We start from the raw sequence: 11675 nt of genomic DNA on the forward strand, positions 1-11675 counted from the left end.
CAGACATTGCGCCTGGGCGAGGCGCCCATCAGCCTGGGCGGCCGGGGCGCGGCGGCGGGCGATCCCGCGCTCGGCCGGCGCGTGGTGCTCAAGGCCGACAACCGGGGGCACTTCATCGAACGCGGCCAGATCAATGGCAAGACCATGGTCTACATGGTGGACACGGGCGCCAGCTCGGTCGCCATCGGCCGGTCCGACGCCGAACGCATGGGCCTGCCCTTTCTCAAGGGCCAGCCGGTGATGATGCGCACCGCCAACGGCGATGCCCAGGGCTGGCGCCTGCGGCTGGATTCGGTGCGCGTGGGCGATGTCGAGGTCTTCGGTGTGGACGCCGTGGTCGCCCCTCTTCCCATGCCCTATGTGCTGCTGGGCAACAGCTTTCTTGCCCACGTCCAGATGACCCGCCAGGGCAGCGAGATGGTGCTGGAGCGGCGCTGATGCGGCCTGCATGCGCCCCGCTTCCCGCACCCCGCCAACGATGAGCCGACGCCCCGACGATTCCTACGAAGACCTGCTGGGCCTGTGGTCCGACCTGGAGGCCGCACTGTCCGTGCTGCTGTCCGCGCCGCTGCAGGTGCAGGGCTTCCTGGTCAAGCTGCAGCAGATCGACCTGTGGCTGCAGGAGCTGATCGCCCACGACAGCGATGCCGCGCTGTACCTGATGTTCCAGCGCGCCTGCTCGTCCACCGTGGGCTACAGCGCCTCCCATGCCCTGGTCTGCGCCTGCCTGTGCCATGTGCTGGCGCGCGAGCTGCGCCTGGACGAGTCCGAACACCGCACCCTGGTGTATGGCGCACTGACCATGAACATCGGCATGAACGCGCTGCAGGACGAACTGGCGCTGCAGCGCGAGCCGCTGACCCCCGCCCAGCAGCAGGCCGTACAGCGCCACCCGCTGCACAGCCAGGCCCTGCTGGCGCGGCTGTTCGTCAACGATGCGCTGTGGCTGGAGCTGGTGGGCCACCACCACGAGGCCGTGCCGCAGCAGCCGCTGTCCACGCTGGCGCCCGTGCAGCGGCTGGTCCGCATCCTGGGCACGGTGGACCGCTACGCCGCCCTGATCAGCCCGCGCAAGTCACGCGAAGGCCGCAGCGCCGCCGAGTCGCTGCGCGCGCTCACCCAGCAGCAGCGCTACTCCGACGAGGTGGGCTTCGCGCTGGTGCGCGCCGTGGGCCTGTGCCCGCCGGGCACCTATGTGCGGCTGGACAACGGTGACATCGCCGTGGTGCTGCGCCGTGGCGAGCCGCCGCAGCCGCCGCTGGTGGCCAGCGTGATCGGCGCCGACGGCGCGAGCCTGTATCCGCCCGTCATCCATGAAGGCGAGGACGGCCCCCGCATCCGCTCGGCACTGGCGCGCGCCGCCATCACGCTGGAGCTGGACCCGCGCACGCTGGCCCAGCTGGGCGTGCTGGCCGCACGCGGCAGCCAGTCGCTGTACCGCATGGTGCAGATGCCCGGGCCTGTCTGACCGATCTGGCGCCTGAAGCGCGCGACACCGGCGCCGCGGCCCGTGTCAGGTCCGCGCGCCAGCCCACAGGCCCGCATGGTGGCCACGCGTGAAGGCCTCCTCCAATACCGAGTAGCCGGCCCAGTCGGAATGTGCGAACCACAGGCGGCGCGTGCCCGGCGTGGGCAGCAGGGCCACGCGCTCGCCGGCGCACAGCGCGCTGCGCCCCCGGTGCAGCGACTGCAGCGCCACCTGGCTGAGCAGCTGCTGGTCACCGGGCCGGGGTATGGCCATGGCGTGGCCGTAGCGCGTGATCTCCATGCGCGTGGCCTTGTGCAGCAGGTCGGGATGGGGGACGAGCAGGCTGCCGACGATGCGGTCCCGCCAGAAGCCGAAGGGCTGGCCCAGCAGTTGGGCGCGCCCGTCAGGCCAGTCGCCCAGCGCCTGGTAGTAGCTGAGCACCGTGGGCCGGGGCGTGAGCCGGTCCAGGCCCTGGTGGCCCGCGTCCACATAGCCCAGGCCGCCCGCATTCGGATCGGCAAAGAGCACGTTGTCCCAGGCCGGATCGGCGCCGGGCCGGTCGGCCAGCGGCCGCTGCAGATGGATGTTGGCCACCAGCCAGGGCGCCCAGTCCAGCCGGCCGGCCACCGCGCGCAGGAAGTCCGGTGCATCGCGCACCACGCGTGTCGCGATGAAGCTGGGCAGGGCCACCACGCAGCGCGCGGCCAGCCAGCGCTCGTGCTGCTGGCGGCCGTGGTGGTAGACGTCGATCTCCACGCCATCGGCACTCTCGGCAATGGATAGCACGCTGCAATCCGTCTGCAGGTCGGTGGAGCCCAGCCCGGCCACCAGTTGCTGCGACAGCCAGCCATTGCCCTGGGGCCAGGTCAGCACGGCATCACCCGCGTCTTCGGGCGTGCGCTCATCCTGGCGGCGCGGGGCCGAGAAGCCGTGGCGGCTGGCGAAATAGTGCAGGCCCGCCCAGGCCGACACGCGCGCCAGGCCCGCGCCAAAGTCGTCGCGGCAGCAGTACTCCAGATACCAGATCAGTTGCGCATCATCGATGCCCTGCTGGACCAGCCAGGCCTGCATGGTCTGGCCGTCCAGCGCGGCATGGGCGGCGGGCAGCCGGCCCTGGCGCTGCCAGACACGGATGGACGGCATGGCAAAGGGCGCCCTGTCCATCTCCTGGGCCACGCTGCGCGCAAAGAGTTCGTACTGCTCCAGCGTGCGCGGCGCCACGCCATCGACGGGCAGCAGGCCCTCATGCCAGGCGCCCTGCCAGAACAGGCGCTCCTGCGGGCTGTGGCACAGATGGCGCTCGTCGTACTGCCAGCGGCCCGCGCGGCGCTGGCGCAGGCCCAGGGCCTCGAGCCAGTCCTGGACCTCGGATGCATCGTCGCCAGGCAAGGGCAGATAGTGGGCGCCCAAAGGACAGGCCAGCCCGGACATGCTGCCGCCCTGGCTGTTTCCGCCCATGGCCGGCTGCGTGTCCAGCAGTGCCACACCCTGCACCCCCGACAGCTCCAGCGCCCGCGCAGCCGCCAGGCCCGCCATGCCGCCACCGGCGATCACCACGTTGGCACGGTGCACCACGGCCGGCGCCGGCAGCGCCAGGCCCTGGCCCAATCGCTGCCAGAATGCGCGCAAGGCATGGCCGCGCTCCAGCGCCACGCCGCTGAAGCCACCAGGCAGGTCTTCCAGACGAGGCGGCGTTGGCGTGCAGCCGGCCAGGCCTGCGGCCGCACCGCCGGCCAGGCCCTGCAGCCATTGGCGCCGGCTCCACAAAGACGGGCGGTCGGGGCTCAACGCTCCACCCTGCCCCATTCGCGTTCGTAGGTATTGACCAGCACCTGGTTGGACAGGCGGTTGACCTCGGCCGGCACACGCGCCATGTCCAGCGGAAAGTCGAACATCAGCGCCATGGTCTGCGCGCTCAGAAAGCGCAGGCCCGCAGGCAGCGCATCGGGCTCGCGCCAGGGCCGGTGGCTGGCGATGACGAAGCCCCACTCGCCAAAGCTGGGCACATGGGCGTGGTAGGGCGTGGCCTGCAGGCCGATGGATTCGATGGTCTGCACCACGGTCCAGTAGCTCTTGCGCGCGATCAGGGGCGAGGTGGTCTGCACCACGGCATAGCCGCTGGCGGCCAGGCGCTTGTCCAGCAAGGCATAGAAGCTGTTGGTGAACAGCTTGCCGATGGCGAAATTGGTCGGGTCGGGGAAATCGACGATGACGACGTCGAAGGTGTCCTGGTCCTGCTGCAGCCAGTGGAAGGCATCGGTGTTGACGATGCGCACGCGCGCATCGCTGAGCGCATCGCCGTTGAGCCGGCGCAGCATGGCGTTGTCCTTGAACAGGTCGGTTATGGCCGGGTCCAGTTCCACCAGGGTGACCGACTCCACCGAGGGGTACTTGAGCACCTCGCGCACGGCCATGCCGTCGCCGCCGCCCAGCACGGCCACGCGCTTGGGCGCGCCATGCGCGGCCATCACGGGGTGGACCAGGGCCTCGTGGTAGCGGTACTCGTCGCCTTGCGCGAACTGCAGGTTGCCGTTGAGGTACAGCCGCGCGCCCTGGCGCCCCTGCGTCACCACGATGCGCTGGTAGGGCGAGCTGCTGGAGAGCACGATGCGGTCCTGGTAGAAATGGTCGTCGGCCAGGCGCGTCAGATGGTCGGCGCCCCAGATGCCCGTGCCCAGCAGGGCCAGCACGGCCGCGCAGGCCAGGGCATGGGCGCGCGGGCGCCGCAGTTCATGGCGAAACAGCAGCAGTGCCCACACCGCCACCGCCGCGTTCATGAAGCCGAACAGCAGCCCCGTGCGCACCAGGCCCAGCTTGGGCACCAGCAGCAGCGGAAATGCCAGCGACACGGCCAGCGCCCCCAGGTAGTCGAAGGTCAGCACCTGGGACACCAGGTCCTTGAGCGTCACATTGCGCTTGAGGATGCGCATCACCAGCGGAATCTCCAGCCCCACCAGCGTTCCCACCACCAGCACCATGCCGTACAGCAGGAACCGGAACGCGCCGGGCGCGTAGGCATTGGCAATGAACAGCGTGGCCGGCAACGCACCGCCGATCAGGGCCACCATCAGCTCGATGCGCAGAAAGTGCGCAGGCAGGTGGTCCTCGAAATAGCGCGACAGCCAGGAGCCTATGCCCATGGCGAACAGGTAGCTGCCGATGATGGTGGAGAACTGCAGGACCGAGTCGCCCAGCAGATAGGAAGCCAGCGCGCCCGCAGCCAACTCATAGAGCAGGCCGCAGGCCGCGATCACGAAAACGCTGACCAGCAGGGCGATGTCGATGGGGCGCGCCGGCTGCGCGCCGGCAAGAGGGGCTGAGGTTTGCACGGCCGGTATTGTGCGCGATGCGCCCCCCGTGTGCGCGAGAGGCGCCGTGCAACGGAAGAAGGCGCCGCGCGCCTCCTGGGGGTTCCGTCAGAACTGGTAGTTGGCGCTGACCAGCACGCTGCGCGGTGCGCCCGGCATGGAGCTGGAGCGCCAGTACTGCTTGTCGAACAGGTTGGACAGGGCCACGGTCACGGTCCAGGCGTCCTGGCGCCAGCCCACCAGCGCATCCCAGCGCGAGTAGCCGGGCAGGATGGCCGTGTTGGCGGCGTTGGTGAAGCGGCTGCCCGTGTAGGTCACGCCGACTTCGCCATACCAGGGTCCCTTGGGCGCATAGCGCAGGAACAGGTTGCCGTTGCGCTTGGCCGTGTCACGCAGGTACAGGCCCACGTTGGCGGGGTTTTGCGCGTCTTCAGCCACCTTGGCCTGCATGAAGGCGACGCCGCCGCGCACATACCAGGAACCGGCAACGCGGCCGGCCGCGCTGAACTCAATGCCGCGCGAACGGTCCTTGCCCCGGATGGCCCAGGTGTAGGGATCATTCTCGGGATCGGGGCGGTAGCGGATGTTGTACTTCTCCAGCTGGTAGACGGAGACCTGGGTGGACAGCGCGCCGCCCAGCCAGTCGCTCTTGACGCCGACCTCGGACTGGCGCGAGTACTGGGGCTCGTCGTCCGGCACCGCGCCCACGGCGGTTTCCACGGTCAGGATGCCGCGGCCGCCATAGGGCGAGTAGCTCTTGTTCCAGGACGCATAGAAGCTGTGCTCGCGCACCGGCTGCCACACCACGCCCACGCGCGGGCTGAAGCCGTTGCCGTCGGTCTTGCGCGTGAGGTTGGCGATCTTGTTGGTGCTCTGGAAGTCATAGCTGTCGTAGCGCAGGCCCAGCAGCAGCTTCCACTGCTCGGTCAGGCTGACCAGGTCCTGCATGTACAGCGCCTGGCCCTTGCCCTTGTGATAGTTGTCCTGGGTCGGCTTGCCCTGCACCGGACGGCTGGGCCAGACGATGGGCTGGAACGGATCGTAGGAGAAGGTGCTGCCGGGCTGGCCGACGCGCGGCGCGCGCTCTTCCTCGCTGGCCTCCAGGCCCACCAGCAGGTCGTGCTTGATGCTGCCCGTGCTGAACTTGCCCGTCAGGTCCAGCGTGTTGGACAGCGTGGTGTTGCGGGTCTGCTGCCAGGCGTAGTTGGGCGTGATCTTGCCGGTCGCGGCGCGGTAGGTACCGGCGAAATAGTGGTCGAAGTCCTGGCTGGCCTCGCGCTTGCTGGCCACCCAGCGCAGACTCCAGCGGTTGTTGAAGTCATAGGACAGGTCGGAGCGCAGCACGCGCAGGCGATCTTCCACGTAGTCGCCCGGTGCCGCGAAGCCCTTGCGGATGGAAACGCCGGCTGGCAACTGGTCATAGACCGGGCCGCGATCGGGCACGCGCCAGACGTTGTCATAGGTGTACTGGCCGGTCCAGCGCCATCCCGTGCGGGTGTCCACCAGGATGCTGGGCGAGACCATCTCGTTGCGGTTGCGTATGCCTTCGCGGAAGCTGTGGGCCTGCTCGCGGTCGGCCGTCAGGCGCACGGCCACGTTCTCGTTGAGCACGCGGTTGATGTCGATGGTGCCGCCCACGTTGTCCCAGGAGCCGCCGCGCAGCGTGATGCTGCTCTTGGCGTCGAAGCGCGCCTGCTTGCTCACCATGTTGACCACGCCGCCGCCCGCGCTGCGGCCATAGAGCACCGAGGCCGGTCCCTTGAGGACCTCGATGCGCTCCACATTGGCCGTGCTGCGGCGCACCTGGCCGCTTTCGCGCACGCCGTCGCGGTAGATGTCGCTCTCGTCGGCCTTGAAGCCGCGGATGTACACGCCCTCGCCACGCATGTCGTAGCTGGTGTTCACGCCCGGTACGCCGTCCAGCATGGTGGCCAGGTCGTTGATGCCGTAGCTCTTGTACTTGTTGACCTCCAGCGTGTCGATGGTCTGCGGGATGTCCTTGGGCGCCAGATAGGTCTTGGTCGCCGTGGTCACGCCTTCGGGGCGCACATCGTCAGGGTCGTACTGGGAGGCGTTGACCTGCAGCGTGGGCAGGGTGTGGGCCTGTTGAGGCTGCGTCTGCGTCTGCGTCTGTGTCTGCGTCTGTGCCTGGGCCGGATCGGCTGAAACGGCTGGAGCGGCCTCCTGGGCATGGACCGCGCCCGCCAGCGCGGTGGTGATGATGCCAGCGGTCACACCCGCTGAAAGCCTTGCCCTGCGGGCGGCTTGATGGTCTGTCATGGAAACCCTCTCTTCGAATGAAGGGGGCGATTCTATTTAGAATGCAAACGAATATCATTTGCAAACTCACTATCAACAAGGAATTTGTTGCGACGCAGCAACGCCGCCATGCGCAGCGCAGCCGCACCTTTTCAGGCGGGCTGCGTGTCGGCGGGAGATGGGGAGTGCAGGGGGGCCAGGCGGCCCCGTTCAGTGGATGGCGGCAGCGACGATGATGCTGATGCCCAGGCACATGGCGGCCACCACCATGGCCAGCGCCTTGTTGTGCTTCTCGACGATCTCGGCCCACATGTCCACGGGCGTGATCTTGTCGATGATGATGAAGCACAGCCAGAATACCACCACGCCCACCAGCGCATAGAGGATCGAGCCGAAGAAGGCGGCGGGGTTGAACCAGTCGAAGTTCATGATCAGTTTCTCCGTTGTTTACTTGTGGCTGCCGCCCGAGGTGTAGCCACCCCAGGAGCCGCCGCTGCTGCGGGTGTAGCTGTTGCAGTTGGGATCGGTGTTCGGGTTGCAGTTCGGGCGCGTCATGCAGCCGCGCAGCATGACGAACACCAGCCACAGGATGACCACGCCGATGACGATGGTCCAAAGGCCGAAGCGGCTGCCCGACATCACGCCGACCTGCGAGCGGTCCCGCAGCTGCTTGAGGCCGAAGGCCGTGGCCAGCGTGGTGGCCGAGACGGCGCTGCCATGCGACCAGGTGGTCTCGCCGTTCTCGGTCTCGCTGGCCAGAAAGGCCTTGTTCTGCGCGCCTGCGCTCACATAGTCCACATTGCGCGTGGTCTGGCCGCGCTGCACGGGCCAGTAGAACTCGCCCAGGGCGTAGGTGGTCTCGGCCGTGTAGCGCGATTCAAGCTGGTACTGCCGGCCCATGTACTTGGCCGTGCTGCGGTTCTTGGAGAGCTTGGGCACGCCCGTGGTCACGCGGGCCATGCTCCAGCCATCGGAGGAATCGACCAGGAATGCGAAGCCGGCCTTCTGGTTGAACAGCAGGTACTCCTCCCAGCCAAAGCTCTCGTCGTCGCCAGGCTCCTGGCCCATGCGGTGCTGAAAGCCCACTACCTGCCATTGCTGGCCTTCCAGCACACCCTTGCTGCCCAGCGGGATGGCCGGGCGCACGGGCTCGTTCTGTTCCGCATAGGCCAATTCCTTGCCAATGCCCTGGCTCAGGTCCACCAGCGACCCGCAACTGGGGCAGCTCAGGCTCTTGGTGGTGGAAAAGCGCACGGGCACCACGGCGCCGCACTTGGGGCAGTTGAAGTGCCGGCCCTGCTCACCCTTGAGCGAGGTGCCGTCGCGCAGCCCCTGCATCCTGAGGTCGTCCAGCACCACGCGTTCGCCCAGGCTCAGCGCGGGCGGCTGGACGGAGAAGTCCACGGACAGCACCTGGCCCTGCTCGCTGCGCAGCTCCACCAGCCGGTACGGCGTGCCGGGCTCGGGCAGCTGCGCCAGCTCGCCCTGGGCCGATACCAGCCGCGCGTTCTGCACGCTGCTGACCGTGAAGCTCTTGCCGCCTAGCACGCGCTGCGAGCCCAGCAGCCAGTCGGAGGCCTTGAACGGCCCGTTGCGCAGGGCCTCGGCCTCCCAGGGCCAGGACCAGACGAACTGGCCGTTGTCCTCGCTCAGAAAGCCCAGCGCACCATCGCTGAACGCGGCCACCCATTCGCTCCAGGCGCCCGCCTCGCTCTTGAGCTGCAGCCGGCCGACCAGGGTGAAGTGCTCGGGCTTGCCGTTGCGCAGCATCTGGCCCGTGGCGCCGATGCGCAGGGGGCTGTAGTCCTCGAAGACCTCGGCCATGGAGCCGCGGCGCTGCAGCACATCGCCCTGGCGCACCACGGTGCTGCGGCAGAACTCGCAGACGGCGTAGCTGGCCTGGGCGCTGGAAAATTCCACGGGCGCGCCGCAGCCGGGGCAAGGTGCGCGATAGACGCGCTGCGATGGACTCGATGCCATGTGGGAAGGTCGTCAGTGGTGAGAGGGCCTGGAGCGCGGCTGGCCGGCCACGCCATTCACGCAAGCTGCGCCCGTGGAGCGCAGCGCGGCGGCGGCGTTCAATGCGGCTTGCCTTTGGCCGTGCCGGGCTTGGCCGCGGCGGCTGCCGGGTCGGCCTTCTTGCTGCCCAGCCTGGATTCCTTGCCGGCCATCAGGCGCTGGATGTTCTCGCGGTGGCGCCAGATCAGCAGGGCCGCCATGGCGACGATGGCGGCGGCAATCGGCGTCTCGGCATACCAGACCACGCCACTGCACAGCAGGTAGTAGACGGGGGCGAACACGGAGGCCACCAGGGCCGCCAGCGAGGAATAGCGGAAGAACACGGCAATGATCAGCCAGGTCAGCGCCACCGCCAGGCCCAGCCAGACGCTGATGCCCAGCAGCACGCCCAGGGCCGTAGCCACGCCCTTGCCGCCCTTGAAGCGGAAGAACACCGGGTACAGGTGGCCCAGGAAGGCAGCCAGCGCCACCATGGCCACCGTGCCATCTCCCATGCCGAAGCGGCTGCCGAACCATTGCACCAGGGCCACGGGCAGCCAGCCCTTGGCGGCGTCCAGCAGCAGGGTGACGGCCGCTGCCGCCTTGCTGCCGGAGCGCAGCACATTGGTGGCGCCGGGGTTGCCGCTGCCATAGGTGCGCGGATCATTCAGGCCCATGGCCCGGCTGACGATGACGGCGAACGACAGCGAGCCGATCAGGTAGGCCGCCACGGTGGCGAGAAGGGGGTAGAGCGCGTTCAATTGAAGTCCTTGGCCGGTCTGTGGAGCGCCGGCGCGCGATCCGGCCGGCCCTGATGGCCCGCCCTCCCTGATCGCCGACACATGTTTTTCATCAGGACCTGCGCGAACCCGGTGGAGGCGGCGGCCGCCTTCCCGTGGGCGCAAGTCGTGTTCATTTCTTCAGGGCATCTATTCTGCCAGCGCGCAGTGCACGGGCCGTGCATCCAGCAGCTGCACGCAGACCTGCGGGTCCAGCTGCACCAGAAAGCCCCGGCGCCCGCCGTTGATGGCGATGCGCGGCAGCGCCAGGATGCTCTCTTCGATATAGACCGGCATGTCGCGGCGCGTGCCGAAGGGCGAGGTGCCGCCGACCAGGTAGCCGCTGTGGCGGTTGGCGACTTCGGGCTTGCAGGGCTCCACGCTCTTGGCGCCGATCTGCCGCGCCAGGTTCTTGGTGGAGACCTTGCAGTCGCCGTGCATGAGCACGATCAGCGGCCTGGCGTCCTGGTCCTGCATCACCAGGGTCTTGACCACCATGTGCTCGTCCAGGCCCAGGCTGGCCGCGCTGTGCTCGGTGCCGCCGTGTTCCAGGTACTCATAGGGATGCTCGGTGAACTCCACCTTGTGGGCGCGCAGCAGCTGCGTGGCCGGTGTCTCGCTGACATGAGAGTTTTTCTTGGACATGAATTTTTTATCGTTTTACAATAATTTTTTATCGATTCATCAATACAAGGCTGTGCCATGAACTATACGCCCCACGCCGCGGGCAACGCCCTGAGGCGCCACTCCCAGGCGGCGCGCATCCTGATTGCGCTCGGTGCCGTCGCGCTGCTGGCCCTGCCGGCAGCCGCCCTGCTGTCGCCGCAAGATCTTTCGGGCCAGGCGGAAGGCCTGCTGGGCATGCCGCCCGGCCAGCCGCTGGACATGGCTGCGCGCTGGCGCACCGCACTGGTCAGCCTGCTGCCCGTGGGCTGCGGCCTGTATGCGCTGCGCCAGTTGTGGACACTGTTCGGCGAGTATCTGCAGGGCCGTGTCTTCGGCCAGCAGGCGCAGCACGCCCTGATGCGCTTTGCCTGGACGGTGCTGGCGGGCGCGCTGGCCCTGCCCTTCACGCGCGCGCTGATGTCGGTGGCCGCCAGCATGGGCAATCCGCCAGGGCAGCGCTTCGTCACGCTGGGCCTGTACTGGCACGATGGCCTGCTGGTCCTGCTCGGCGTGGTGCTGGTCTCCATCGCCCATGTGATGCTGCAGGCGCGGCGCATCGCCGACGAGAACGCGGGATTCGTCTGAGCATGCCCATCATCGTCCACCTCGATGTGATGCTGGCGCGCCGCAAGATGCGCTCGCGCGAACTGGCCGAGATGGTCGGCATCACCGAACAGAATATTTCCCTGCTCAAGAGCGGCAAGGTGCGCGGCGTGCGCTTCGACACGCTGGAGCGCATCTGCGAGGCGCTCCAGTGCCAGCCCGGTGACCTGCTGGAATGGGTGGCAGGGCCCGAGGCTTGAGCAGCGGGCGGCTGCGGCTGATCGCGGGCCTGCTGCTGTCGCTGCTGCTGCATGGGGCGCTGCTGTGGCAGGGTCTGGCCCCGGACAATGCGCGGCCCGGCACCGGGCAGGCTGAGGCGCACCGCCTTCAGGTGGTCTGGGTCGAGACGCCGACTTCCACGCCGACGCCGGCCCCCTCTCCTGCTCCAGCGGCTGCCCGGCCCGGACCGGCGCCTGCGCCCGCGCCTACGCGACGGCCGGACACCGCCGCCGTCGCACCGCCATCAAGGCAAGGCGCAGGGGCTGCAAAGGCGATGGAGGAAGCCGCAACAGCCGCCGCGCCGCAAGCGCCTGTGCCCGCCGACACCGAGGCCGCTCCGGACGCCGCGCGCAGCGCCAGGGCCATGGGCCGCCT

11 protein-coding genes and 1 pseudogene are annotated in these 11675 nt (G+C 68.6%); 5 read left to right on the forward strand and 7 right to left on the reverse strand.

All coding sequences use genetic code 11. The annotated features are described in order from the left end of the window. Positions 1-438: retropepsin-like aspartic protease family protein (locus tag L995_RS06170; RefSeq protein WP_047470199.1), on the forward strand; the 438-nt coding region annotated here is incomplete at its 5' end. 40 nt (positions 439-478) lie between these two features. Next, positions 479-1468: an HD-GYP domain-containing protein gene (locus L995_RS06175; RefSeq protein WP_016451420.1), complete on the forward strand. Its 990-nt coding sequence runs from the start codon at positions 479-481 to the stop codon at positions 1466-1468. Positions 1469-1513: 45 nt separating this feature from the next. On the opposite strand, the gene L995_RS06180 is transcribed toward L995_RS06175, so the two are convergent. The 7 genes from L995_RS06180 to ybaK form a co-directional block, all read right to left on the reverse strand. Next, the gene (locus L995_RS06180) at positions 1514-3274 is read right to left on the reverse strand and encodes an FAD-dependent oxidoreductase (RefSeq protein ID WP_052195757.1); all 1761 of its coding nucleotides are present in this window, start codon (positions 3272-3274) and stop codon (positions 1514-1516) included. Continuing rightward, a complete protein-coding gene (locus tag L995_RS06185; protein WP_047470206.1) occupies positions 3253-4797 on the reverse strand; it encodes a polyamine aminopropyltransferase in 1545 nt (514 codons plus the stop codon). Before L995_RS06185 ends, L995_RS06180 begins: the two co-directional genes overlap by 22 nt. Before the next feature lie 87 nt (positions 4798-4884). Continuing rightward, complete coding sequence (locus L995_RS06190; RefSeq protein WP_047470209.1) at positions 4885-7056, reverse strand: TonB-dependent receptor; 2172 nt, start codon at positions 7054-7056, stop codon at positions 4885-4887. A gap of 189 nt (positions 7057-7245) precedes the next feature. Further along, positions 7246-7464 carry a DUF350 domain-containing protein gene (locus tag L995_RS06195; RefSeq protein ID WP_013801574.1) on the reverse strand — a complete coding sequence of 73 codons (219 nt, stop codon included), beginning with the start codon at positions 7462-7464 and terminating at the stop codon, positions 7246-7248. A gap of 18 nt (positions 7465-7482) precedes the next feature. Then, a complete protein-coding gene (locus L995_RS06200) occupies positions 7483-9015 on the reverse strand; it encodes a DUF4178 domain-containing protein (protein WP_047470212.1) in 1533 nt (510 codons plus the stop codon). Between the two features lie 98 nt (positions 9016-9113). Further along, on the reverse strand, positions 9114-9794 hold the full coding sequence (gene plsY / locus L995_RS06205; RefSeq protein ID WP_016451416.1) for a glycerol-3-phosphate 1-O-acyltransferase PlsY: 681 nt from the start codon (positions 9792-9794) through the stop codon (positions 9114-9116). Between the two features lie 168 nt (positions 9795-9962). After that, a complete protein-coding gene (gene ybaK, locus L995_RS06210; protein WP_012206589.1) occupies positions 9963-10457 on the reverse strand; it encodes a Cys-tRNA(Pro) deacylase in 495 nt (164 codons plus the stop codon). A 57-nt stretch (positions 10458-10514) separates the two neighbouring features. On the opposite strand from ybaK, the gene L995_RS06215 reads away from it, so the two are divergent. The 3 genes and pseudogenes from L995_RS06215 to L995_RS34200 form a co-directional block, all read left to right on the forward strand. Further along, positions 10515-11063 carry a DUF2975 domain-containing protein gene (locus L995_RS06215; protein WP_013801571.1) on the forward strand — a complete coding sequence of 183 codons (549 nt, stop codon included), beginning with the start codon at positions 10515-10517 and terminating at the stop codon, positions 11061-11063. Positions 11064-11065: 2 nt separating this feature from the next. After that, positions 11066-11281: a helix-turn-helix domain-containing protein gene (locus L995_RS06220; RefSeq protein WP_013801570.1), complete on the forward strand. Its 216-nt coding sequence runs from the start codon at positions 11066-11068 to the stop codon at positions 11279-11281. Next, a pseudogene (locus L995_RS34200) lies at positions 11278-11675 on the forward strand (hypothetical protein); the annotation flags it as partial. The gene L995_RS06220 and the pseudogene L995_RS34200, both read left to right, overlap by 4 nt.

Source organism: Delftia sp. ZNC0008 (genome assembly GCF_000799035.1).
GTDB classification, from domain to species: Bacteria; Pseudomonadota; Gammaproteobacteria; order Burkholderiales; family Burkholderiaceae_C; genus Comamonas; species Comamonas tsuruhatensis.

Excerpts from the sequence above, each read along its gene's own strand:
- L995_RS06195 (WP_013801574.1), bottom strand. The coding sequence starts at position 7,464 with ATGAACTTCGACTGGTTCAACCCCGCCGCCTTCTTCGGCTCGATCCTC.
- L995_RS06180 (WP_052195757.1), bottom strand. The coding sequence starts at position 3,274 with ATGGGGCAGGGTGGAGCGTTGAGCCCCGACCGCCCGTCTTTGTGGAGC.
- L995_RS06200 (WP_047470212.1), bottom strand. The coding sequence starts at position 9,015 with ATGGCATCGAGTCCATCGCAGCGCGTCTATCGCGCACCTTGCCCCGGC.
- L995_RS06190 (WP_047470209.1), bottom strand. The coding sequence starts at position 7,056 with ATGACAGACCATCAAGCCGCCCGCAGGGCAAGGCTTTCAGCGGGTGTG.
- ybaK (WP_012206589.1), bottom strand. The coding sequence starts at position 10,457 with ATGTCCAAGAAAAACTCTCATGTCAGCGAGACACCGGCCACGCAGCTG.
- L995_RS06215 (WP_013801571.1), top strand. The coding sequence starts at position 10,515 with ATGAACTATACGCCCCACGCCGCGGGCAACGCCCTGAGGCGCCACTCC.
- L995_RS06175 (WP_016451420.1), top strand. The coding sequence starts at position 479 with ATGAGCCGACGCCCCGACGATTCCTACGAAGACCTGCTGGGCCTGTGG.
- L995_RS06220 (WP_013801570.1), top strand. The coding sequence starts at position 11,066 with ATGCCCATCATCGTCCACCTCGATGTGATGCTGGCGCGCCGCAAGATG.